This is a genomic window from Streptomyces sp. NPDC058308 (genome assembly GCF_042880275.1).
Lineage (GTDB): Bacteria > Actinomycetota > Actinomycetes > Streptomycetales > Streptomycetaceae > Streptomyces.
In genome coordinates this window covers 264,030-285,738 of record NZ_JBHVZA010000001.1, presented here as the reverse complement: position 1 = coordinate 285,738, position 21,709 = coordinate 264,030, and the positions used below count along the sequence as shown (strand labels likewise).

The 21,709-nt window shown below is 73.3% G+C and carries 21 protein-coding genes; 8 read left to right on the top strand and 13 right to left on the bottom strand.

All coding sequences use genetic code 11. From position 1 onward, the window contains the following. Nucleotides 1-165 precede the first annotated feature (165 nt). The 3 genes from ACFVYL_RS00990 to ACFVYL_RS00980 all read left to right on the top strand — a co-directional run bounded on the left by ACFVYL_RS00990 (nt 166) and on the right by ACFVYL_RS00980 (nt 4,886). Entirely contained in the window at nt 166-816 is a 651-nt protein-coding gene (locus ACFVYL_RS00990; protein ID WP_389712153.1) for a TetR/AcrR family transcriptional regulator, read from the top strand. A gap of 46 nt (nt 817-862) precedes the next feature. After that, nucleotides 863-2,020, top strand: coding sequence for an acetyl-CoA C-acetyltransferase (locus ACFVYL_RS00985; RefSeq protein WP_389712152.1), 1,158 nt, complete (start codon nt 863-865; stop codon nt 2,018-2,020). A gap of 217 nt (nt 2,021-2,237) precedes the next feature. Next, nucleotides 2,238-4,886, top strand: a complete 2,649-nt coding sequence (locus tag ACFVYL_RS00980; protein WP_389712151.1) for an ATP-binding protein — start codon at nt 2,238-2,240, stop codon at nt 4,884-4,886. 94 nt (nt 4,887-4,980) lie between these two features. On the opposite strand, the gene ACFVYL_RS00975 is transcribed toward ACFVYL_RS00980, so the two are convergent. The 4 genes from ACFVYL_RS00975 to ACFVYL_RS00960 form a co-directional block, all read right to left on the bottom strand. Beyond that, complete coding sequence (locus tag ACFVYL_RS00975; RefSeq protein WP_389712437.1) at nt 4,981-6,027, bottom strand: NAD(P)H-dependent flavin oxidoreductase; 1,047 nt, start codon at nt 6,025-6,027, stop codon at nt 4,981-4,983. Nucleotides 6,028-6,065: 38 nt separating this feature from the next. After that, entirely contained in the window at nt 6,066-6,854 is a 789-nt protein-coding gene (locus ACFVYL_RS00970) for a CoA-transferase subunit beta (RefSeq protein ID WP_389712150.1), read from the bottom strand. Beyond that, the gene (locus tag ACFVYL_RS00965) at nt 6,851-7,699 is read right to left on the bottom strand and encodes a CoA transferase subunit A (RefSeq protein WP_389712436.1); all 849 of its coding nucleotides are present in this window, start codon (nt 7,697-7,699) and stop codon (nt 6,851-6,853) included. The genes ACFVYL_RS00970 and ACFVYL_RS00965 overlap by 4 nt, the downstream gene beginning before the upstream one ends. 80 nt (nt 7,700-7,779) lie before the next feature. Beyond that, nucleotides 7,780-8,553, bottom strand: coding sequence for an enoyl-CoA hydratase family protein (locus tag ACFVYL_RS00960; RefSeq protein ID WP_389712149.1), 774 nt, complete (start codon nt 8,551-8,553; stop codon nt 7,780-7,782). A 68-nt stretch (nt 8,554-8,621) separates the two neighbouring features. On the opposite strand from ACFVYL_RS00960, the gene ACFVYL_RS00955 reads away from it, so the two are divergent. The 4 genes from ACFVYL_RS00955 to ACFVYL_RS00940 all read left to right on the top strand — a co-directional run bounded on the left by ACFVYL_RS00955 (nt 8,622) and on the right by ACFVYL_RS00940 (nt 11,575). After that, nucleotides 8,622-9,386 carry an SDR family oxidoreductase gene (locus ACFVYL_RS00955; protein ID WP_389712148.1) on the top strand — a complete coding sequence of 255 codons (765 nt, stop codon included), beginning with the start codon at nt 8,622-8,624 and terminating at the stop codon, nt 9,384-9,386. Nucleotides 9,387-9,407: 21 nt separating this feature from the next. Then, on the top strand, nt 9,408-10,334 hold the full coding sequence (locus tag ACFVYL_RS00950; protein ID WP_389712147.1) for an SDR family oxidoreductase: 927 nt from the start codon (nt 9,408-9,410) through the stop codon (nt 10,332-10,334). A gap of 78 nt (nt 10,335-10,412) precedes the next feature. Further along, nucleotides 10,413-11,207 (top strand): type 1 glutamine amidotransferase, encoded by a 795-nt coding sequence (locus ACFVYL_RS00945; RefSeq protein ID WP_389712146.1) that lies wholly within the window; start codon nt 10,413-10,415, stop codon nt 11,205-11,207. Further along, nucleotides 11,204-11,575, top strand: a complete 372-nt coding sequence (locus ACFVYL_RS00940; protein WP_389712145.1) for a hypothetical protein — start codon at nt 11,204-11,206, stop codon at nt 11,573-11,575. The genes ACFVYL_RS00945 and ACFVYL_RS00940 overlap by 4 nt, the downstream gene beginning before the upstream one ends. A 112-nt stretch (nt 11,576-11,687) precedes the next feature. On the opposite strand, the gene pcaD is transcribed toward ACFVYL_RS00940, so the two are convergent. The 6 genes from pcaD to ACFVYL_RS00910 all read right to left on the bottom strand — a co-directional run bounded on the left by pcaD (nt 11,688) and on the right by ACFVYL_RS00910 (nt 17,078). Further along, nucleotides 11,688-12,821, bottom strand: a complete 1,134-nt coding sequence (gene pcaD, locus ACFVYL_RS00935; RefSeq protein WP_389712144.1) for a 3-oxoadipate enol-lactonase — start codon at nt 12,819-12,821, stop codon at nt 11,688-11,690. Beyond that, on the bottom strand, nt 12,818-14,140 hold the full coding sequence (pcaB, locus tag ACFVYL_RS00930; protein WP_389712143.1) for a 3-carboxy-cis,cis-muconate cycloisomerase: 1,323 nt from the start codon (nt 14,138-14,140) through the stop codon (nt 12,818-12,820). The genes pcaD and pcaB overlap by 4 nt, the downstream gene beginning before the upstream one ends. After that, nucleotides 14,137-14,751, bottom strand: a complete 615-nt coding sequence (gene pcaG / locus ACFVYL_RS00925) for a protocatechuate 3,4-dioxygenase subunit alpha (RefSeq protein ID WP_389712142.1) — start codon at nt 14,749-14,751, stop codon at nt 14,137-14,139. The genes pcaB and pcaG overlap by 4 nt, the downstream gene beginning before the upstream one ends. Further along, nucleotides 14,748-15,524, bottom strand: coding sequence for a protocatechuate 3,4-dioxygenase subunit beta (gene pcaH, locus ACFVYL_RS00920; RefSeq protein ID WP_389712141.1), 777 nt, complete (start codon nt 15,522-15,524; stop codon nt 14,748-14,750). The genes pcaG and pcaH overlap by 4 nt, the downstream gene beginning before the upstream one ends. 124 nt (nt 15,525-15,648) lie before the next feature. Next, the gene (locus ACFVYL_RS00915; protein WP_389712140.1) at nt 15,649-16,296 is read right to left on the bottom strand and encodes a CoA transferase subunit B; all 648 of its coding nucleotides are present in this window, start codon (nt 16,294-16,296) and stop codon (nt 15,649-15,651) included. After that, nucleotides 16,296-17,078 (bottom strand): CoA transferase subunit A, encoded by a 783-nt coding sequence (locus ACFVYL_RS00910; protein ID WP_389712139.1) that lies wholly within the window; start codon nt 17,076-17,078, stop codon nt 16,296-16,298. The genes ACFVYL_RS00915 and ACFVYL_RS00910 overlap by 1 nt, the downstream gene beginning before the upstream one ends. 169 nt (nt 17,079-17,247) lie before the next feature. Between ACFVYL_RS00910 and ACFVYL_RS00905 the strand changes: the two genes are divergently transcribed. After that, a complete protein-coding gene (locus ACFVYL_RS00905; protein WP_389712138.1) occupies nt 17,248-17,715 on the top strand; it encodes a MarR family winged helix-turn-helix transcriptional regulator in 468 nt (155 codons plus the stop codon). Nucleotides 17,716-17,721: 6 nt separating this feature from the next. Here ACFVYL_RS00905 and ACFVYL_RS00900 read toward each other — a convergent pair whose 3' ends face one another. The 3 genes from ACFVYL_RS00900 to ACFVYL_RS00890 all read right to left on the bottom strand — a co-directional run bounded on the left by ACFVYL_RS00900 (nt 17,722) and on the right by ACFVYL_RS00890 (nt 21,708). Continuing rightward, on the bottom strand, nt 17,722-18,669 hold the full coding sequence (locus ACFVYL_RS00900) for a DUF3048 domain-containing protein (RefSeq protein ID WP_389712137.1): 948 nt from the start codon (nt 18,667-18,669) through the stop codon (nt 17,722-17,724). A gap of 38 nt (nt 18,670-18,707) precedes the next feature. Further along, complete coding sequence (locus ACFVYL_RS00895; protein WP_389712136.1) at nt 18,708-20,492, bottom strand: FAD-dependent oxidoreductase; 1,785 nt, start codon at nt 20,490-20,492, stop codon at nt 18,708-18,710. A 145-nt stretch (nt 20,493-20,637) separates the two neighbouring features. Continuing rightward, nucleotides 20,638-21,708 (bottom strand): ATP-dependent DNA ligase, encoded by a 1,071-nt coding sequence (locus ACFVYL_RS00890; RefSeq protein ID WP_389712135.1) that lies wholly within the window; start codon nt 21,706-21,708, stop codon nt 20,638-20,640. Between the last annotated feature and the right edge of the window lies 1 nt (nt 21,709).

The following is a 21,709-nucleotide window of genomic DNA, read 5'->3' as shown; positions in this document are numbered from 1 at the left end:
CCGCGGGGTCGCGACGCCCGGCACGCACGCACCTCGCGGCGTTGCCCGAAACGCCCGGGGAGCTCCGCTGCCAGGACGCTCCGGCGCCTTGCGATCGCACGCACCACCCCCCGCTCCCCGACCCGGCCCGATCCACCCGAGAGGCCCTAGGCGGAGAATGACCGTGTGTCGAACCCGAAGCAGCACACCAGCAACCCCGAACGGCCCGCAGCGAAGAAGAAGCCCCAGGTGAGCCCCTCGCCCGAGCGGCGCCGCGAGCTCCTCGCCATCGCCGCCGACGTCTTCGCCGAGCAGGGGTACAACGCCACGACGGTCCGCAAGATCGCCGACGCCGCGGGCATGCTCGCCGGCAGCCTCTACTACCACTTCGATTCCAAGGAGTCGATGCTCGAAGAGATCCTCCGCACCTTCCTCACCGAGCTGTGGGACGGGTACGAGACCGTGCTCCAGGCCCAGCTCGACCCCCGTGGAACGCTCGAAGCACTCGTCACCGAGTCCTTCCGGGAGATCGACCGGCACCGCGCCGCCGTCGCGATCTACCAGAAGGAGTCCAAGCACCTGGTCGCACAGCAGCGCTTCCAGTACCTCTCGGACTCGCAGCAGCGCTTCGAGAAGGCCTGGCTGACCACGCTGGAACGAGGCGTCGCGGAAGGCGTCTTCCGCGCCGACCTGGACATCCGGCTCGCCTACCGCTTCGTGCGCGACACCGTCTGGGTCGCCGCGTCCTGGTACCGCCCCGGCGGCGGCCACAGCCCCGAGGAGATCGCCCGTCAGTACCTGTCGATGGTCCTGGACGGCATCTCTGTACGCACGTGAGCGGCGCGTCGTCGGACGGCGCCGCACGACCGAGGAGTACGCAGTCATGGCCGAGGCCTACATCGTCGAAGCGGTCCGCACCCCCGTCGGCAGGCGCAAGGGCGGGCTGAGCCAGGTCCACCCCGCCGACCTGGGCGCACACGTCCTGAGCGCACTCGTCGAGCGCACCGGCGTCGACCCCGCCGCCGTCGAGGACGTCGTCTTCGGCTGCCTGGACACGGTGGGACCGCAGGCCGGCGACATCGCCCGCACCAGCTGGCTGGCGGCCGGGCTGCCCGAAGAGGTGCCCGGCGTGACCATCGACCGGCAGTGCGGTTCGTCGCAGCAGGCCGTGCACTTCGCGGCGCAGGGCGTGCTGTCCGGCACCCAGGACCTCGTCGTCGCGGGCGGCACGCAGAACATGTCGATGATCCCCATCGCCTTCGCCTCCCGGCAGGCCGCCGAGCCCCTCGGCCTCACCCAGGGCCCCTACGCGGGCAGCGAAGGCTGGCGCGCGCGGTACGGCGCACAGCCCGTGAACCAGTTCCACGGCGCCCAGTTGATCGCCGAGAAGTGGGGGATATCCCGGCGCGACATGGAGGAGTTCGCGCTCCGCTCGCACCGACGGGCGGTCCGCGCCATCGACGAGGGCCGCTTCGACCGCGAACTCGTCGGCCACGGAGACGTCACCACCGACGAGGGCCCGCGGCGCGACACGACCCTGGAGAAGATGGCCGGCCTCAAGCCCGTCCTCGACGACGGCACGATCACCGCCGCCTGCTCCTCCCAGGTCTCCGACGGCGCGGCGGCACTGCTCATCGCGAGCGAACGGGCCGTACGGAACCACGGGTTGACGCCCCGCGCCCGCGTCCACCACCTCTCGGTGCGCGGCGAGGACCCCATCCGGATGCTCTCCGCGCCGATCCCCGCCACCGCGTACGCGCTGAAGAAGACCGGCATGGGCATCGGCGACATCGACCTCGTCGAGATCAACGAAGCATTCGCTCCGGTCGTCCTCGCCTGGCTGAAGGAGACCGGCGCCGACCCGGCGAAGGTCAACGTCAACGGCGGTGCGATCGCGCTCGGCCACCCCCTCGGCGCCACCGGCGTCAGGCTGATGACCACCCTCCTGCACGAACTGGAGCGCACCGGCGGCAGGTTCGGGCTCCAGACGATGTGCGAAGGCGGCGGTCAGGCCAACGTGACGATCATCGAACGCCTCTGAGGGCTTGTGTCCTGTCCTCGGCCACCTCGGCCACCTCGGCCACCTCGGCCACCCGGCCGCGCCTCCGGCCGGCGCACGGCCGCACATCGGCCGTCCGCGAAACGGACTGATCCTCACCCCTTGTGGGAGTACCTGCGCCGACCGCGCTCCATCGCGGCTCCGACCCGGCTAGTCTCGACTTCTGTACGTCGATTGAGCGACCCCGGGAGGTAGCGCGATGACGCAGGGACGGCCCGGTGGAGCCGCCTGGGCCCCGCTGTACGAGCGCCATGCCGAACTCGCCGCGGCCACCCAGGCCGTGGAGAAGCTCTGCGCCGACGCGACGGCCTCGGGCGGTCTCATCGCCTTCAGCGGCGAAGCGGGCATCGGCAAGACCGCGCTCCTGGCCGAGGTCCGCCGCCTCGCGGAGGGCCGCGCCACGGTCTGGACCGCACGCGGCGGGGAAGCGGTCACCTCCGTCCCCTTCAACGTCGTGCGCCAGCTCCTGCAGCCCGCCCTCGTCCATCTCGCCCCCGACCAGGCCCGCGAGTACTTCGGCGACTGCTACGACATCGCGGGCCCCGCCCTCGGCATAGCCGAGCCCGGCGGCCGCAGGCCGGACCCGCAAGGTGTCTGCGACGGCCTGGTCGAGGCGGTCTCCCGGCTCGCCCGGCTGCACTGGCCGCTCGTCCTCCTCATCGACGACGCGCACTGGGCCGACCAGGAAACGCTGCACTGGCTCGCCACGTTCGCCCAGCGCCTCGAGGAACTCCCCGTACTCGTCGTGATCGCCCGCAGGCCCGGCGAGGCGGTGGGCGAGAGCGCACGCCATCTGGCGACCGTCGCCGCCCAGGCGAGTTCGTTCACCACTCTGCGCGCCCTCACACCGGACGCCGCCGCGGGCCTGACCCGCGCCACGCTCGGTGAGCACGCCGACGCCCCGTTCTGCCGCGAGGTCTGGGCGGTCACCGGCGGCAACCCGTACGAATCCGTCGAGCTCCTCGCCAAGGTGCAGGACAGCGACCTCGAACCGGTGGAGAGCTCCGCCGACGAACTGCGCGCCCTCAACCGCACGGCCCGTGGCCGCGGCCTCGTCGCCCGCCTCGAAGGACTCGGCACCGACGCCACCCGCTTCGCCTGGGCCGCCGCCATCCTCGGCAGCTCCATCTCCGCGGAGCTCGCCGCCTCGCTCGCGGGCATGACCCCCGACGCCGCCGAACGGTGCGCGGAGCGGCTCTGCGCGGCGCGCATCCTGGTCAACGGCGACGAGGGCCTGGAGTTCGTCCATCCGCTGATCGCCACCACGGTCTACCGCTCCATCCCGGCCGCCACCCGCACCGCGATGCACGGCCAGGCGGCCTCCGTCGTCACCCACTCGGGCCACGGCGCCGCGGCCGCCTCCCGGCATCTCCTGGAAGTCCACCCGGACGACGACGCCGAACTCGTCGAGCAGCTGCGCCAGGCCGCAGCCGAACACCTCGCCGTCGGCGCGCCCGACGCCGCCCGCCGGTGCCTGGAACGCGCCCTGCGCGAGCCGCCGCTGCCCGAGATCCACGCCCGCGTGCGCTACGAACTGGGCTGCGCCACGCTCCTCACCTCACCCGTCACCACCATCGGCCACCTGCGCGAGGCGCTCTCCACACCCGGCCTCGACCAGGATCTGCGCGTCGACGCCGTCTGCCGCCTCTCCCAGGCCCTCGTCCACAACGACCAACTGGAAGAAGGCCTGCGGGCCATCGCCGAGGAGGCCGCGCGCCTCGAACCTGGCCCCGCGCGACTGCGCTTGCAAGCCGTGCACTACATGTGGGAAGGCATCCACGCGGGCGAGGAGGACTCGCCGGGCCGCTCGCGGCGCCTCGCCCAGCTCGCAGGGCCCCTCACCGGCCGCGACAACGCCGAGCGCGCCCTGCTGATCCTGCGCGCCTTCGACGCCATGACCCGCGGCGAGAGCGCGGAACTGGTCGTCGAGCTCTGCGACCGCGCCCTCGTCAACGGTCGCCTCGCACCCGGACTCGGCTGGACCGACACGGAATGGAGCTTCGAGCTCCGCCTGATGCTCGGCGGTTCGTACGCCTTCTCGGACCGGCTCGACCGCGCGGAGAGCCTGTTCACCGAGGCCGTGCGGGCCTACGAGACCGCGGGCTGGAGTGGCGGGCATCTCGCCCTCTCGCACGCCTTCCTCGGCTATGTGTACCGAAGGCGCGGCCGGCTGACGGACGCCGAGCGGTCGCTGCGCGAGAGCCTGCGCCTGGCCGACCGCGTCGGCGAGGGCCTGCCGATGCACTGGGAGGCGGCCAGCATGCTCATCGACACCCTCCTGGCCCGCGGCCACGTCGAGGAGGCCGGCACCGTCGCCGAGCGGTACGGCTTCGCGCCGCCCTCCGCCTCCACGATCTACGTACCCGACGCGCCGTCCGTACGCGGCCGCCTCCTGCTCGCCCTCGGACGCACGAAGGACGGGCTCAACGAACTGGAGGCCACGGCAAAGGCGTTGACCGCGCGCGGCCAGTACAACACCGTCCTCGCCCCGTGGGCGTACGACCTCGCCCGCGCCCTGGCCCACGAGGACCCGAAGCGGGCGGCGCACCTGGTCGCGGACGCCCGTATGCAGGCCGAGCGGTTCGGCACGGACACCGCCATCGGCGAGGCCCTGCGGTGCGCGGCGGCGCTGGAGACCGGGCCGCGCTCCATCGCGCTGTACCGCCAGGCCGCCACCTATCTGGAAGCGTCCCCCTGCGCGTACGAACACGCGGTCGCCCGCGTCGAGTACGGCATCGCCGCGGACTCGGCGACCGAGCTGGAGCGCGGGCTGACCCTGGCGCGGACCTGCGGCGCGGACGGTCTCGCCGACCGGGCGCTGGACCACCTGCCACTGGTGCGCCGCTGACGCCTCGGGCCTGCGCGGGAGGCTCGTGGGGCAGTGCCGTGCGTCGGGGCGCAGGCGGGGGTTCAAAGACAGGCTCTGAGCAGGACTCGTGAGGTCAGACGGACTTCAGGCGTGCCATAGCCGCGCCCGCCTCGGTCATCATCCGCTCCACCAGCTCCGCGCACGACGGCAGGTCCTCGATCAGACCGGCGATCTGCCCCGATGCCATCACCCCCAGCTCCGGGCGGCCGTCCACCATCGCCGACTTGAGCATCATCGGCGTGTTCGCCGCGAGCAGGACCTGGCTCCAGGTCAGGTCCTTGCCGTGCCGCATCGCGAGCCCGTCGCGGGCCATCCGGCGCCACCCCATGCCGGACATCCTCCGGAACGCCGCCGCGTGCCGCACCGCGCGCGCCAGCGACGCGATCCGGCCCGCTCTCTCCAGATCCGCCACCAGTTCGCTCCGCAGCATCCGGTGCGGGAGGCCGTCCACGCGCGTGGTGACCGTGACGTCCTTGACGGAGGCGGCCAGATAGCGGGCCTTGACCGCGTCCGGCACCGTCGAGTCCGAGGTGAGCAGGAAGCGGGTGCCCATGGCCACGCCCGCCGCCCCGTAGGCGAGAGCGGCGACCAGACCGCGGCCGTCGTAGAAGCCGCCCGCCGCGACCACCGGTATGTCCACCGCGTCGACGACCTGCGGGAGCAGCACGGTCGTGGCGACGTCACCGGTGTGGCCGCCGCCCTCGCCGCCCTGCACGATCACCGCGTCCGCGCCCCACGCGGCGACCTTCTCGGCGTGCCGTCGCGCACCGATCGAGGGGATGACCACCACGCCCGCGTCCTTGAGCTCGGCGATCAGTTCCTTGGACGGCGCCAGCGCGAAGGAGGCGACCCGGACGCCCTCCTCGACGATGACCCGGACCCGCTCCCGCGCGTCGCCCGCGTCCGCCCGCAGATTGACCCCGAAGGGCGCGGCGGTGCGGGACTTGACCTCGCGGACGGCCGCGCGCAGCTGGCCGACCGTCATCGTGGCGGAGGCCAGAATGCCGAGCGCCCCGGCATCGGCGGTCGCGGTGACCAGGCGGGGCCCTGCCACCCAGCCCATGCCGGTCTGCACGATCGGGTGCCGGACGCCGACCAGCCGGGTCAGCGGCGTCTTCAGAGCGAGGGCGCCGGGCGGCGTGGCGGGCGGCTCCGGCGTCATGTGCGCACCTCGCGGTCGCGCAGGCCGCGCGGGTCCACCACGTCGCGGATCAGCCGCAGCTCCTCGGCGGTCGGCTCACGGGTGTGGGGGACGTCGTCCGGCACGGCCAGGGCGAACGCGGTGGCCTCGCGCACCTGGTCGAGGGTGACGCCCGGGTGCAGGGAGACCAGGCGCATGGCGTGGTCGGGCGCCCCGAAGTCGAAGACGCCGAGGTCGGAGACGACCCGGCGCAGATCGTGGAAGCGGGTCGCGGAGGGGCCGGCCGCGGCCGCGCTGTCGTACCCGACCCCGCTGATCATGTCGACCTTCTCGACGAAGACCCGCGTCGAATGCCTCGGAATCCAGTAACTCACCGGATTGTTGAGCGTGTTGACCGGAGCCCCGCGCACCCCGAGGAGCTGCCGCTCGGGGCGCGCCCAGTCGCCGATGCACGAGATGTTCTGGTTGCCGAAGCGGTCGATCTGGCTCGCGCCCATCATCACGTGCCGCCGGCCGCCCATGACCATCGTCAGGTGCCTGCGGTACGGCAGCCACCCTTCCGTAACCGCCGAAACGGAGCCGATCGCCGGGATGTCGCCGATGAGCAGGGCTTCGCCGTCCGTGAGCAGCAGGTCGGGGGAGAAGGTCAGCTTGGCGAGGCGGGCCGCGACCGACGGGATGGTGCCCATGGGGGAGGCGAGTATCTCGCCGTCGCCCCGCCAGGCCTCCGCGCAGGCGATCACGCAGTACTCGGCGCGGGTGGCGGCCGCTGTCGTCGTGGCCGTGGCGGGGTCGGTGCGCGTCATCGCTGCTCCTTGTGCCAGGCCTGGACGGCCAGTTGGTAGTCGTGCTCGGTGCCCGAGAGGAAGCGGCGGCGGAAGGCGGCCCAGGTCTCCGGGTCGGCCGCCGCGGTGGCGTACTCCTTCTGGAAGGGCTCGTCGCGGCCGTAGTCGGGCACGCAGGACGTGAAGTGCGCCCCCTTGGGCGTCTCGGTCACGCCCGTCACCGAGTGCCGGGAGACCAGCATCGTCTGGGGCGCGGCGTGCGCCGTGAGCTCGCCGGGGTCGACGATGCGCTCGCACGAGACGTACGCGGTGTCGGCGGCCTCGCAGAACAGGTCGTCGAAGTAGGGGTCGGGGCCCAGGTACTGACCGTTGCCGAAGGGGTCGGCGCGGTTCATGTGCACCAGGGCCGCGTCCATCCGCAGGGCGGGCACGGCTACGAGCTCCTCCCCGTCCCCGTAGGGCGAAGTGACCGTCCGCAGCCGCGGGTTGACCCGCAGGACGTCGGAGCCGAGTCCCGCGCGGATCGGCAGGAACGGCAGCCGCTGGGCGCCGGCGGTGAGGCCCTGCATGAACATCGCCTCGTCCAGCTCGACGAGTTCGAAGGCGGCGCGCTCGCGTGCCGCCCGGAAGTGCGGCTCAAGGGGGATCGAATCGAGGGTCGTGAAGGCGGTGACCAGCTTGCGGATCCGGCCGGCCGCGGCGAGCAGGCCGATGTCCGGGCCGCCGTACGAGACGACCGTCAGGTCCGTGACGTCGGAGCGCAGCAGCGCGCGCACCAGCGCCATCGGTTTGCGGCGCGAGCCCCAGCCGCCGATGCCGAGCGTCATTCCGCTCGACAGGCGCCCCACGATCTCGTCCGGCGACATCCTCTTGCCGGTTCTGCCGCCGTTCCCGCTGCTGTTCCCGCCGCCGTTTCCGCTGCTGTTCCTGCTGTCGGTCCTGCCGCTCATGAAGTGCCCTCCCCTTGTGCCCCGGCGTCCGCCTGCGTCCCGAAGCCGTCCCGGATGCGGTCGGCCAGGCCGCTGAGGTTCGCCTCGAAGGTGAAGCCCTGTTCGAAGCGGTAGCTGCGGTGCACGTCGACGGGGTCGATTCCGTTGATCGCGGCCTTCGCGAGCCGCAGCAGTGTGCCGTCCTTGCGGGCGATCTCCCGCGCGAGGTCCAGGGCAGCGTCGGCCAGTTCCTCGCGCGGGACGACGCGCCACACGGAGCCGTGCGCGTGCAGCTCGGCGGCGGTGGCGGTGCGCGAGGTGTAGTACAGGGCGCGCATCAGGTGCTGGGGCACGAGGCGGGCCAGGTGGGTGGCCGCGCCGAGCGCGCCCCGGTCCAGCTCGGGCAGGCCGAAGGTGGCGTCCTCGCTCGCCACGATCGCGTCCGCGTTCCCGACCAGGCCGATCCCGCCGCCCAGGCAGAAACCGTGGACGGCCGCCACGACGGGGACCTCGCACTCGTACACCGCCGAAAAGGCTTCGTAGCACCCGCGGTTGGCGCCTATCAGTGCGGTGTGGCCGGTGTCGCGCTGCATCTCCTTGATGTCCACGCCCGCGTTGAACCCGCGGCCTTCCGCGGTCAGGACGACGCAGCGGGTCCCGGGGTCGCGCCCGGCCGCGCGCACCGCGTCCGCCAGGGCGTACCAGCCCTGTACGGGAAGGGCGTTGACGGGCGGGTAGTCGACGGTGACGACGGCCACGCCCTTGTCCGGGGCGGAGGTGGAGACAGACATCAGAGGATCCGCTACCTTTCGACCACACGCTTTCAACCAAACATTTGTTAGTTGGAAAGGTAGCAGCGATGACTGACACACGACAGGTGGTCGTCGTGACCGGCGGCACCCGCGGCGTCGGCGCCGGGATCGCCCGGAGCTTCCTCGCCGCGGGGGCGCGGGTCGTCGTCTGCGCCCGCAGGCCGCCGGACCGGCCCGTCGAAGCGGCGGGCGGCCTCGCCGAGTTCAGGCCCCTCGACCTGCGCGACGCGGCGGCGGCCCACGCCTTCTTCGCCGAGGTGGCCGCGGATTACGGCGCGGTGGACGCCCTCGTGAACAACGCGGGGGGCACGCCGTTCGGACTGCTCGCCGAAACCGGCCCGGCCCGCCAGGCGAAGATCGTCGAACTCAACCTCCTCGCGCCGCTGTACGCCTCGCTCGCCGCCCGGGAGGTGATGTGCGCCCAGGGGACCGGCGGCAGCATCACGATGATCGGCAGCATCAGCGGGACCCGGCCCTCGCCCGGCAGCGCCGCGTACGGCGCCGCGAAGGCGGGCCTGGAGAGCCTCGCGGGAACCATGGCCGTCGAATGGGCCCCGGCCGTGCGCGTCAACACGGTCGTCCTCGGCCTCGCCCGCACCGAGAGCGCCGCTCTCCACTACGGCGACGATGAGGGCATCGCCCGGGTCGCCCGCACCGTCCCCCTTGGCCGGCTCGCCGACCCCTCCGACGTCGGCGACGCCTGCGTGTTCCTGGCCTCCGACCGCGCCCGGTACATCAGCGGGGCCGCCCTCCGGCTGCACGGCGGCGGTGAGCGCCCCGCGTTCCTGGCCGCCGCGTCCGTCAACCACTGAACCCACCCGAGGAGTTCCGCCATGACGTCAGCTGCCAAGTCCGGGCTCTGCGAGGGCCGCGTCGTGATCGTCACCGGGGCGGGCCGCGGCCTCGGCCGGGCGCACGCCCGCGCGTACGCCGCCGAAGGCGCCCGGGTCGTCGTCAACGACCTCGGGGTGGGCCCCGACGGCTCGGGGGAGTCCGGCGGGCCCGCCCACGAGGTCGTGGAGGAGATCCGCGCGACGGGCGGCGAAGCCGTCGCCCACGGCGGCGACATCGCCACGTCCGAGGGCGCCGCCTCGTTGGTGCGGACCGCGCTCGACACGTACGGCCGCCTCGACATCCTCGTCAACAACGCGGGCTTCCTGCGCGACCGGATGCTCGTCAACCTCGACGAGGACGACTGGGACGCCGTGCTGCGCGTCCACCTCAAGGGACACTTCCTTCCCCTGAAGCACGCGGGCGCACACTGGCGCGCCGAGGCCAAGGCCGGCCGCGCGCCGCACGCGTGCGTGGTCAACACCAGCTCAGGAGCGGGCCTGGCGGGCAGTGTCGGGCAGGGCAACTACAGCGCGGCCAAGGCCGGGATCCTCGGCCTGACCCTGGTCGCCGCGGCCGAACTGGGCGCCTACGGAGTGCGGGTGAACGCCATCGCCCCCGCCGCCCGTACCCGCATGACCGAGCAGACCTTCGCCGGCACGATGGCCGCCCCCGACGACGGCGGCTTCGACGCGATGGCTCCGGAGAACGTGTCCCCGCTCGTGGTCTGGCTGGGTTCCACCGCCTCCGCCGGAGTCACGGGCCGGGTCTTCGAGACCGAGGCGGGCCGCATCACGGTCATGGAGGGCTGGCGCCCCGGACCGACCGCCGACAAGGGTGCCCGCCGGACTCCGGCGGAGGCGGGGGCCACGGCACGTGAACTGCTCGCGCAGGCCGGGGTGCCGCAGCCGGTATACGGGGCGCGGTGAGGGTGAGGGCTCGCCGCAGGGAGCCGCTGACCTGCCACGTTAGAGTGAAGGCCCCCGTTCCCGCCAAGGAGACCCTCCATGCCCGCGCGCACCGTCCTGATCCTCCAGCACGTCGAGGTGGAGAAGCCCGGCCTGATTCTGGATGCGTTGGACGGGAGTGGGCTGCGCGTCGACGTGCGGAATCTGCTCGACGTGCCGGGGGTCTCGGCGAGTGACCTGCCGTCCGTTTCCGAGCTGGCGGGGCTCGTCGTGATGGGTGGGCCGATGAACGCCGATGACCTGGCGGGGCACCCGGCGTTGAAGCTGGAGCGGGATCTGCTGGCCGATGCGGTGCGTGCCGGGGTTCCGACGTTGGGCGTGTGCCTGGGGGCCCAACTGCTCGCCCGTGCCCAGGGGTTGTCCGTGCGGACCGGTGCCGAGCTCGGCCGGGGCAGCGAGATCGGCTGGGCCCCGCTGCACGGCGTGGACCGGGACGACCCCGTCGTCGGTCCGCTGGCCGACGCCCCTGCCGTACTCCACTGGCACGGAGACCGCATCGTGCCCGCCGACGGGACCCGCGTGCTCGCCCGCACCGGCACGACCGAGTGCCAGGCGTTCCGCGCCGGACCCGCGGCCTGGGGGCTGCAGTTCCACCTGGAGGTCACGCCGGGGCTCCTGGACGACTGGCTCGACGAGACGTCCTTCGCCACCGAGGCGGCTCAGGCGCTCGGCCCCGACGCGACGGACCGGCTGCGGGCCGACGCCCGTGCCGTCGCCCCGACGCTGCGGCCCCTGGCGGAACGGAGCCTGGCCCATCTGCGGTCACTCTTCGAGGCGCGCGCCGGGGCGCAGGCTGGGGTTCAAAGGCAGGCTCGGGAGATGGGGAGCGTATGACTCTGAAGGCAGGCCAGCGGGTGGTGCTGGCAGCGGACACCCGGCTGACCGATTCGGCCGAGGTGTCGGGGGTCGTCGTCGGGTTCCTGTCCCTGGCGGCGGGCACCGGCGGGACCGTCGAGCAGGTGGTCGGCCACGAGGACGAGAGCGACGACGTGCGCGAGTACGAGCGGCTCAAGTCGCTGCTCGACGCCTTCGGGTGCGAGATGCCCACGGAGAGCAGGAGGCAGCTCGAAGAGAAGGTCGGCTCTCTGGAACCCGCGTGGACCGCCTTCCAGGAACGGGGGCCTCGCGTGAGCGTGCGGGTCCGTTTCGACAACGGGTTCATCCTCGACGGGGCCCACGAGGACCTCTTCGTCCCTGCCTGAGGGCCTGCCTGAGGGCGCGTCCCGGGTCAGACCCGTGGCTGCCCGGGTCAGACCCGTGGCCGGTGGCGGTGCTTGCGTCAGCGGGCCCACAACCCGGTCGGGGTGCGCGGCTCTAGGAGCCCTCCTCCGCCAGCACGCGCTGGGCCACCGCGAACGCCGCGTTGGCCGCGGGGACGCCGCAGTAGACCGCCGTCTGCAGCAGGACCGCGCCGATCTCCTCGGGCGTCAGCCCGATCCCGCGGGCGGCGCGGACGTGCAGGGCCAGCTCGTCGAGGTGCCCGCGGGCGACCAGCGCGGTCATCGTGATCATGCTGCGTTCGCGGCGTGCCAGCGTGGGGTCGGTCCAGATCTCGCCCCACGCGTAGCGGGAGATGAAGTCCTGGAAGCGGGCCGTGAACGACGTCGTGGCCGCCTGCGCGCGGTCGGCGTGCGCGTCCCCGAGCACGGCGCGCCGCACGGCCGCGCCGCTCTTGGGGGCGTCGCCGGTGAAGTGGGAGCGCAGGGCCGCCGCGACCGCCTCGGGGCGTTCGGCGGGCGCCAGGTGTGCGGCGCCCGCGAGCTCCAGGAGCGCGGCGCCCGGCACGGCGTCGACGATCTCCCGCGCGTGGGCGGGCGGAGTCGCCTGGTCCTCGCGCCCGGCGACGACCAGGGTGGGCGCCCCGATCGACGCCAGGGCGTCCCGCATGTCGTACGAGGCCAGAGCGTCGCAGCAGGCGGCATACGCCCCGGGATCGGCCGCCCGGTGCGCGGCCACCAGGGCGGGCACCGTGAACCCGGGTGTGAACCACCGCCGCGGCGCCGACTCCGCGAGCCCCGCCAGGCCCTCGCGCCGTACCAGCGCGGCCCGCTCCCGCCACGGTCCGGCGCCGCCGAAGTGGGCCGACGAGCAGATCACGGCGAGGCCCGCCACCCGGTCGGGGTGCCGGGCCGCGAGATGGAGCCCGACGGCGCCGCCGAGCGAGACCCCGGCGTACGCGAAACGGTCGATGCCGAGGGAGTCGGCGAGCGAGAGGACGAGGTTCGTGAGGTCGGCGACGGTCGCGCCGGGGTCGATCAGGTCCGCGGGGGAGCCGCCGTGCCCCGGCAGGTCCCAGCGCACGATCCGGTGGGACGTGCCGAGAGCGGGTGCGACGTCGTCCCACAGGGCCATGGAGGTGCCCAGGGACGGCCCGAGGAGGAGCGGGGGAGCGGAGGCGGCCCCCTCGACGGCGTGGTGCGGCAGCCTGCCGCTCGCTGCGATGGTCAACGTCGCTCCAGGGCGCGGTCGGTGAGAACACCGGCGAGACCGGTGTAGTGGGTGGGGTCGGTGAGCTCGGTGAGGTCGATGTCCTGGAGCGCAGGTTCGTCGGCGAGGGTCTCCGCGAGGGGGCGGCCCTCGGCCCGGGCGCGTCCGGCGGCCCGGGTCAGCAGCTCCTTCGCGCGGGCCCGGCCGAGCAGCGGCGTGAGCTCGGCGGCCAGCCGCTCGGACACGATCAACCCGCCCGTGAGGTCCAGGTGTTCGCGCATCGCCGCCGGATGGACGCGCAGGCCCTCGGCGAGCTCGGCCGCGTCCCGCGCCGCGCCGCCGGCCAGCCGCAGCAGGTCGCGCAGCGGCTCCCACTCGGCGTGCCAGGCGCCCGCGGGCCGCTCGTCCTCGGCGGCCAGCGAGCCGTACAGGGTCGCGGCGAGGGCGGGTGCGCGGCGTGCGGCGGCGGCGATGAGCGTCGCGCGTACGGGATTGGCCTTGTGCGGCATGGCGGACGAGCCGCCGCCCGAGCCCTCGGAGACCTCCGCGATCTCGGTGCGGGAGAGCGTGAGGACGTCGGCCGCGGTCTTGCCGAGGGCGCCGGTGGTCACGGCGAGGGCGGAGCCGAGGTCGGCGACGGGGGTGCGGAGCGTGTGCCAGGGCAGCGGCGGCGCCCCCAGCGCGAGCTCCCGGGCGAAGGCGCGGACCAGCGGCTCCGCCGCCGAATCCGTCCCCCCGTACGAGCCGAACGAAGCCAGCGTCCCCGCCGCCCCGCCCAGCTGCACCGGCAGCCCGCCCCGCACGACCAGCACCCGGTCCCGCCCGTCGAGGACAAGGGACCGCCAGCCCGCCGTCTTCAGCCCGAACGTCGTCGGCACCGCGTGCTGCGTGAGCGTGCGGCCCGGCAGCACCGTGTCCCGGTGCGCGCGGGCGAGCCGCGCCAACGCCCGCTCCGCGCGCGCGAGATCGGCGAGGATCAGGTCGAGCGTCCGTGCGGAAAGGAGCATCAGGGCCGTGTCCAGGATGTCCTGGCTCGTCGCACCCCGGTGGACGTAGGGCGCCGCCTCCGCAGGCACGGCCGCCGTCAACTCGGCCACCAGCGGGATCACCGGATTCCCGCCCTCCCGCGCCCGCAGGGCGATGTCCTCTACGTCGTACCGGCCGAGGTCGGCGGCAGCCTCCGTCACCGCCGTCGCGGCGGCCGCCGGAGCCAGACCCACGGAGGCCTGTGCGCGGGTCAGCGCGGCCTCGACGGCCAGCAGGGCTTCGAGGAAGGCGCTGTCGGAGGTCGCGTCGGCGGCGGACGAGCCCGCCCACCCCGGCGCGAACAGGCCGCTCACGGGGACCCCCACGGAAATTCCAGGAAGACCGTCTCGCCCGCCCCTTGGAGGCGGATGTCGAACCGGTAGGTGCGCGGCGCCTCGCTCCGGGCGATCAGCGTGGCGCGCCGCTCCTCGGGCAGGGCGGCGAGCAGCGCGTCACCGGGCTCGTCCACCAAGTACGCGCGCGTGTACAGGTGATGCAGCAGTCCGCGTGCGAAGACGGCGACCGCGATGTAGGAGACGCCGCCGGGCGGCAGCGTCCGCACGGCCCAGTGGCCGTCCGCGTCGGTCGGGACCCGGCCGAACCCGGTGAACGCGACACCGTCGCGCCCCACGACGCGTCCGGTGACGGGATCGGTCCGCAGCGACCCGGGCGCTCCCGCGCGTGAGCCGTCGGGAGCGGGCTGCCAGGTCTCAAGCAGGGCGTCGGGCACGGGCCGTCCGGCGCCGTCGAAGACGTACCCGTGGAGGGTGATCGTGTCCGGGTGGCCGGCGGGGGCGACCTCGCCGCCGCGCGGGAAGGGCAGCGCGTACCCGTAGAAGGGGCCGACGGTCTGGGAGGGCGTGGGCGCGTACGGGTCCGTGGCCGGCGCCGCCCTCGGGCGCGGTGGTGTCGGTGGGTGCGTCATCGGCGCGGGTCGTCCTCCTCGAAGAGCGTCGCGGACGGGCCGTCCAGGACGATGTCCCAGCGGTGGCCGAGCGACCACTCGGGGACGGACAGGGTGGGGTCGTAGGCGCAGACGAGGCGCTCACGGGCCGACGCGTCGGTCACCGAGCGCAGCACCGGGTCGTACGGGAGGAGCGGGTCGCCGGGGAAGTACATCTGGGTCACGAGGCGCTGGGTGAACGCCGTTCCGAAGAGCGAGAAGTGCAGGTGGGCGGGGCGCCAGGCGTTGATGTGGTTGCGCCAGGGATAGGCGCCCGGCCTGACGGTGGTGAACGCGTACCCGCCGTCGTCGTCGGTGAGACAGCGGCCGAAGCCCGTGAAGTTCGGGTCGAGGGGCGCCGGGTGGCGGTCCACCTGGTGCGCGTACCGGCCCGACGCGTTCGCCTGCCACAGCTCGACCAGCTGCCCGCGCACGGGCCGGCCCCGGCGGTCCAGGACCCGGCCGCTGACGGTGATGCGCTCGCCGAGCGGCTCGCCCGCGTGCTGCCGCGTCAGATCGCTGTCCAGGGCGGCGACATCGGTGACGCCGAACGCGGGCCCGCTCAGCTCCACGGCCTCCGGGTCGCGCAGCGGGACCAGTGGCTGCTTCGGGTGGCGGCTGTGGCTGCTGCGGTAGGGCGGGTAGTCGCGGGGCGGGTGGTGCCCGCCGGGAGACGCGGCCTGGGCCTTCGCGATCTCGGCGTCCATCGCGTCCTGGCTGAGTCCGTCGGGCAGCGGTTCGGTGGCGAGGGGCATCTCTTCAGGCTCCGTACGAAGAAGGCGGACTACGAAGAAGGCGGGTTACGAAGGGGACGGGTTACGAAGAAGGTGGATTACGGAGAAGTGGCGGATGGCACTGCCGCGGTGGCGCTCGTGAGGGTCACGTCGAGAATTCGGCCGGGACATGGACCTGTGCCGCCGTCTTCGCGGTGATCTCCGCGACGGTGACGCCCGGCGCCGGTTCGACCAGTTCCAGGCCGTGCGCGGTCACTTCGAGGACGCCGAGGTCGGAGATGATCCGGTCGACGCAGCCCTGGCCGGTCAGCGGCAGCGTGCACTCGTCGAGGATCTTCGGTGTGCCGTCCTTGGCGGTGTGCGTCATGACGACGAGGACCGTCCGCGCGCCGTGCACGAGGTCCATCGCGCCGCCGATGCCGGTGATCATCTTCCCGGGGACCGCCCAGTTGGCGAGGTCCCCGCGCGCGGACACCTGCATGGCGCCCAGGACGGCGACGTCGATGTGACCGCCGCGGATCATGCCGAACGAGAGCGCCGAGTCGAAGAAGGAGGCGCCGGGCAGCACGGTCACGGTCTCCTTGCCCGCGTTGATCAGGTCGGGGTCGACCTCCGCCTCCGTGGGGTAGGGGCCCACTCCGAGGATGCCGTTCTCCGATTCGAGGACCACTTCGACGTCTGGCGGCAGGTGGTTGGGGATCAGGGTGGGCAGGCCGATGCCCAGGTTGACGTACTGGCCGTCGCGGAGTTCGCGTGCGGCGCGGGCGGCCATCTCCTCCCGGGTCCAGGCCATCAGCCGTCCACCGTCCCCGGCGCCGCGGGGGCGGAGACGGTGCGCCGTTCGATGCTCTTGTCGGCGGCCTGTTCGGGGGTGAGCGCCACCACCCGCTGCACGAAGATGCCCGGCAGGTGCACCGCGTCAGGGTCGATCCCGCCCGGCTCCACCAGCTCCTCCACCTCCGCGACGGTCACGCGCCCGGCCATGGCGGCGAGCGGGTTGAAGTTGCGGGCGGACCTGCCGAACACGAGGTTGCCGTGCCGGTCGCCGCGGGCCGCGCGCACCAGCGCGTAGTCGGTACGGATGCCGTGCTCCAGGACGTATGTGACGCCGTCGAACTCCCGTACCTCCTTGGCCGGGGACGCGAGCGCGACCTCGCCCTCGCCGTCGTAGCGCCAGGGCAGCCCGCCCGCGGCGACCTGTGTGCCGACCCCGGCGGGGGTGTAGAACGCCGGGATGCCCGTGCCGCCCGCCCGCAGCCGTTCGGCCAGCGTGCCCTGCGGGATCATCTCGACCTCCAGTTCGCCGCCCAGGTACTGCCGCGCGAACTCCTTGTTGGCGCCGATGTAGGAGCCGGTCACGCGGGCGATGCGGCCCGCCGCGAGCAGCATCGCGAGGCCCGAGTCCATGGCCCCGCAGTTGTTGGACACGACCTTCAGGTCCGAGACACCGGACCGGTGCAGCGCGCGTATCAGCTCGTTCGGCACGCCGCTCAGGCCGAAGCCGCCGACCGCCAGCGACGCCCCGTCCCGGACGTCGGCCACCGCGTCGGCAGCCGTGGCCACCACCTTGTCCATCCGCGCGACCCCCTCTCGCTCCGATCAGTTAGTCAGCGCACTGACTATTTCGGCGAGGATAGGAGTCACGTCAACCGCCTGACAAGACCCACACGTCCCGGGATCAGCAGCGAGTATTGTTCAGTGCACCGACAAAACGAGTCGAGAAGTCGAAGAAGCGGAGGACCCCATGGCCGCGGTGGACCTGGCCACCCACCCCGGGCACCTGGCCCGGCGGCTGCAGCAGGCACACCACCTGCTGTGGAACACGATGGTGTCCGAGGACATCACTTCGCCTCAGTACGCCGTCCTCAACGCCCTGGTCGCGGAACCCGGCCCCGACCAGCGCACCGTGGGCGAGCGAGTGGGCCTCGACCGGTCCACCATCGCCGACGTCGTCGCCCGGCTGATCCGCCGCGGGCTGCTCGACAAGGTCCGCGATCCTGCGGACGGCCGCCGCTTCCTGCTGCGCCTCACCGACGAGGGCAAGCGCACGCACCGCAGACTGACCGTGCGCACCGCCCGGATGAACCAGGTCCTCCTCGCACCGCTCTCCGCCGAGGAGCGGTCCGTCTTCCTCGACCTGATCCAGCGGGTCGCGGACGCGGCGGAGGACCTGCGCAACCCCGCGGAGCCGACGGCGGCAGCCGCCGACTGACCGGGCTCACGCCTTCGCATACACGACCCACACCTGCCCCTTCGCGAACGCCAGCGGCCTGCCGTCGGAGGTCGTGAAGCCGGTGCCGTCCCCGGCCGACGGGCGCTTCCACCGCGCCTTGTAGGCGCGCCCGTCCCGCAGCACACTCGCTGAGCCCTCGCCGACCGTCTCGGTGAACGGCGAGACACTGCCCGCGCGGTCGTGGAAGCGGGACGGACGCACCTTCACGTACTGCACGACGACCGTCGAAGGGCCCAGCTCCCTGCCGTCGGACGTCCGGGCCCGCCGCCCGTCCATCGTGACGCGCCAACGCCCCTCGTACTCCACCCAGTCGAAGGTGAAGCGCGCCGCGGGGAAGTCGACCGTCCGCCGGGCCTGCGGCGTGCCGCCCGCCGGGCGCGGCCCGAACCGGAATCCGGTGCTCGCCAGGGCGCCCGCGCGCGGATCCGCCCCCAGGGCGGCCGGGCGTACGAAGAGGTTGTGCGGGGCGGCCCTGCCGCCACCCCGGTAGTAGGCGCCGCCGGGCGCCTTGCCGGGTGGCAGCGCCCGCACCGGCGCGCCGGCGATCAGCGGCAGGAGCTTGGACTGCGCCCCGGAGAACGCGAGCGCGGGCCGGTCGAACTGCCGCAGGAGTTCGAGATCCGTCTCGCGCGCGCTGCGTACGGGACCGACGGCGGGCGGCAGCCGCGAGGCGAACACCGCCATCAGGCGGCTGAGGCCCGCCTCCACCTGCTCGACATAGACGACGTCCGCCGCGTCGAGGCCGGTCTGCGGGCGCGCCGGGCCCACGTTGTCGATCTTGACAGCGAGCACGCCGCCCCGCCCCGCCCCCGCCGGCGGGTTCCCGTCCGCCCCGGAGGGCTCGATGGTGCAGCCGGACGCCAGGGCGGCGACCGTGATCGCCACCGCCGCCCCGGCCCGTGTACGCGTCCGCCCCGCCATGCTCCGTCTCATGCGGGAGTCCTACCCCGAACGTGACCGGTCGCAGCCCGTCAGCCCAGATCGAGGGCGTTGCGCAGGCCGAGCCGGTAGCGGGTGCGGTCGTGGCGCTTGAGGATCTCGATCTCAGGGACGCGGTACAGCGGCGTCACCGTGCACCGCTTCTGGTCCGAACCCACCCGGTCGAGCAGGGCGTTGACCGCCTGGCGGGCCGCGGCGTTGGCGCCCTCCATCGTCGCGAGGTCGATGTCCACGGAGACGTAGTCGCCCGCGAGGAAGAGGTTCGGGATCTTCGTGGCGGCCGACGGGCGGTTGTGGAAGGTGCCCACGGGGTGGATCAGGAGCTGGTCCTCGTTGGTGGGGTTCGGTGTGCCGAGTCCGGCCACGCCCGGGTCGAGGAACCACGAGTGCAGCTTGCTGTCGCTCAGGACCGTCCTGCCGGTGTCGTTGAGGGCCGCCTTGAGCTGCGCCCACACCTCCTTGGCGACCTCCTCGCGGGTGCACTGCTTGGCCGTCTTGCCGTACAGGATGCCCGGCCTGTCCCATTCGGAGATGTCCACCGACAGGCAGTCGATCGCGACGCCGTCGCCGTACTCGGCGGGGAAGTCGCGCCCGGGCCAGTGTCCCGCCTGCGCGATGCCGGTCAGCGACCAGGGCGAGTCGATGAGGTTGAAGTGGCCCTTCACGACCGCAGGGCGCTCCGTCAGGTAGAACTGGATGCCCGTCATCCAGTCCGTCTCCAGCTTGTCGCAGCGTGCCAACTGCGGGTCGGCCGCCTTCATTTGAGCGCTCCACGTCCGGCGCGCGTGTTCCACCGGCATGGCCTGGACGTAGTGGTCGGCGGTGATGTCGCGCCGTACGCCGTCGGGGTCCTCGATGACGGTCCTGGCGATGCGGCTGCCGTCGAACCCCAGCTCGCGCACGGTCCAGCCGATGCGGAACTCCACGCCGAGATCCTTGAGGCGGGCCACCCACGGGTCGATCCACGCCTCGTTCGTCGGGGCGTTCAGGATCCGGTCGGGCGGGCCGTCCGCGCCCTGGCCGAGCGCGTTGAGGACGAAGGCCTCACCGAGCGTGCCGACGGTGCGGGTGCTGGCCTCCTCGGCCTTCGTCGCCACGATGTTGCGGGTGACGCCGATGACGAGGATGCGCTGGTAGTCCTTCGACATCTTCTCGGCCCGGGTGAACTCCCACCAGGGCGTCGACTCCCAGTCGTCCTCGCGGCGCTCGTCGCAGCTGGTGAGGAAGACCAGGGCGCGGTTCACGAAGTACGCGGCCTCGTGCGCGGGGAGGTTGAACGCGGTGTCGAGCAGCGCGCCGAGCGCCCGCCGGATGTCGTCGAGGGTGAGCTTCTCCGGCGTGCCGCCCGGCCAGGGGATCGGCATCCGGATGTCCTCGCGGCCGGTGCGGGCGAAGGACATCTCGCGCGGCGCGACCAGGTTGTCCCACACGCCGTTCGCGTTCCCGGGGAAGGGGATGCGCCGCATGGTGTCCGGGAGGTTGTGATAGATGCCCGGGATGAAGCGGAAGCCGTGTTCGCCGGGCAGCGGCCTGCGGTTGCCCTTCGCGCTGTCCGGCACGTCCATGCTGCGCGCCTTGCCGCCGAGCGCCCGGCGCTCGTACACGGTGACCGCGAAGCCCCGCTCGGCCAGTTCGTGGGCGGCGGTCAGCCCCGCGACGCCGCCGCCGAGCACGGCCACGGACTGCCGCGCCCCGGAAGCTCCCGGTGCGGCCGCCGCGGGCAGCGCCCCCACCCCCAGCGCGGCCGCCCCGCCGACTGCCGCGGCCCCCGCCACGAATCCCCGCCGTGTATGCCCCTCGGCACCGCTGTGCCCCATGCCCCGCCCCCATTACCCTCGGTAACTGACGTGTCAGGCGAGGGAGCATACGGTCGCGGCCGGTGGGGTGGAAGGTGCGCGGGAGCCTGACCGCACATTGGCGTGATTGCGGTGGTCGCGGGGGTCTTCGGGGTGCGTGTGCCGGTCAGCCCGCGGAGCCGAGCACGTCCGCCAGGTCATACCGGACCGGCTGCTCCAACTGCGCGTACGTACAGCTCTCCGGGTCCCGGTCCGCGCGCCACCTGCGGAAGGCGGCCGTGTGGCGGAAGCGCCGGCCGCCCTCCATGTGGTCGTACGCCACCTCGCACACCCGCTCCGGGCGCAGCGGCACCCAGGAGAGGTCCTTCTTGCCCGACCAGCGGCTCGGGGCGCCGGGCAGCCGCGCCGTCTCGTGGGCCGTCTCGTCCGCCCAGGCTGACCACGGGTGCCCGGAGGCGTCCTCCATCCGCAGCGGCTCCAGCTCCTCGACGAGCTCGGCGCGGCGCTTCATCGGGAACGCCGCGCACACGCCCACGTGCTGCAGGGCGCCCGCGTCGTCGTACAGCCCGAGCAGCAGCGAGCCGACGACGGGGCCGCTCTTGTGGAAGCGGTAGCCCGCGACCACGCAGTCCGCCGTGCGCTCGTGCTTGATCTTGAACATCAGGCGCTCGTTCTGCCGGTACGCCAGGTCGAGCGGTTTCGCGATGACGCCGTCGAGGCCCGCCCCCTCGTACTGCTCGAACCACGCCTGTGCCGTCTCGGGGTCCGTGGTGGCCGGCGCCAGATGGACGGGCGGCGTGACGCCGGACAGCGCCTTCACCAGGAGGGCGCGCCGGTCGGCCAGGCCCACGTCGAGCAGCGCCTCGTCCGCGAGCGCGAGGAGGTCGAACGCCACGAACGACGCGGGCGTGCGCTCGGCCAGCAGGGTCACGCGGGAGGCGGCGGGGTGGATGCGCTCCGTGAGCGCGTCGAAGTCCAGATGTCCGTCCCTGGCGATCACGATCTCGCCGTCCACCACGCAGCGTTCCGGAAGGCGCTCCCGCAGGGCTGCCGCGAGCTCGGGGAAGTAGCGGGTCAGGGGCTTCCCGGTGCGGCTGCCGATCTCGACGTCCTCGCCGTCCCGGAAGACGATCGCGCGGAACCCGTCCCACTTCGCCTCGTACTGCATGCCCGGCGGAATCTTCCCCACGGGCTTGGCGAGCATGGGCTTCACGGGCGGCATCACCGGCAGATCCATG

What these genes read in the sequence shown, in the direction of transcription:
- ACFVYL_RS00985 (WP_389712152.1), top strand. Translation starts at nt 863, where the DNA reads ATGGCCGAGGCCTACATCGTCGAAGCGGTCCGCACCCCCGTCGGCAGG.
- ACFVYL_RS00980 (WP_389712151.1), top strand. Translation starts at nt 2,238, where the DNA reads ATGACGCAGGGACGGCCCGGTGGAGCCGCCTGGGCCCCGCTGTACGAG.
- ACFVYL_RS00970 (WP_389712150.1), bottom strand. Translation starts at nt 6,854, where the DNA reads ATGACGCGCACCGACCCCGCCACGGCCACGACGACAGCGGCCGCCACC.
- ACFVYL_RS00965 (WP_389712436.1), bottom strand. Translation starts at nt 7,699, where the DNA reads ATGTCGCCGGACGAGATCGTGGGGCGCCTGTCGAGCGGAATGACGCTC.
- ACFVYL_RS00960 (WP_389712149.1), bottom strand. Translation starts at nt 8,553, where the DNA reads ATGTCTGTCTCCACCTCCGCCCCGGACAAGGGCGTGGCCGTCGTCACC.
- ACFVYL_RS00955 (WP_389712148.1), top strand. Translation starts at nt 8,622, where the DNA reads ATGACTGACACACGACAGGTGGTCGTCGTGACCGGCGGCACCCGCGGC.
- ACFVYL_RS00950 (WP_389712147.1), top strand. Translation starts at nt 9,408, where the DNA reads ATGACGTCAGCTGCCAAGTCCGGGCTCTGCGAGGGCCGCGTCGTGATC.
- ACFVYL_RS00945 (WP_389712146.1), top strand. Translation starts at nt 10,413, where the DNA reads ATGCCCGCGCGCACCGTCCTGATCCTCCAGCACGTCGAGGTGGAGAAG.
- ACFVYL_RS00940 (WP_389712145.1), top strand. Translation starts at nt 11,204, where the DNA reads ATGACTCTGAAGGCAGGCCAGCGGGTGGTGCTGGCAGCGGACACCCGG.
- pcaG (WP_389712142.1), bottom strand. Translation starts at nt 14,751, where the DNA reads ATGACGCACCCACCGACACCACCGCGCCCGAGGGCGGCGCCGGCCACG.
- pcaH (WP_389712141.1), bottom strand. Translation starts at nt 15,524, where the DNA reads ATGCCCCTCGCCACCGAACCGCTGCCCGACGGACTCAGCCAGGACGCG.
- ACFVYL_RS00915 (WP_389712140.1), bottom strand. Translation starts at nt 16,296, where the DNA reads ATGGCCTGGACCCGGGAGGAGATGGCCGCCCGCGCCGCACGCGAACTC.
- ACFVYL_RS00910 (WP_389712139.1), bottom strand. Translation starts at nt 17,078, where the DNA reads ATGGACAAGGTGGTGGCCACGGCTGCCGACGCGGTGGCCGACGTCCGG.
- ACFVYL_RS00905 (WP_389712138.1), top strand. Translation starts at nt 17,248, where the DNA reads ATGGCCGCGGTGGACCTGGCCACCCACCCCGGGCACCTGGCCCGGCGG.
- ACFVYL_RS00900 (WP_389712137.1), bottom strand. Translation starts at nt 18,669, where the DNA reads ATGAGACGGAGCATGGCGGGGCGGACGCGTACACGGGCCGGGGCGGCG.
- ACFVYL_RS00895 (WP_389712136.1), bottom strand. Translation starts at nt 20,492, where the DNA reads ATGGGGCACAGCGGTGCCGAGGGGCATACACGGCGGGGATTCGTGGCG.
- ACFVYL_RS00890 (WP_389712135.1), bottom strand. Translation starts at nt 21,708, where the DNA reads ATGGATCTGCCGGTGATGCCGCCCGTGAAGCCCATGCTCGCCAAGCCC.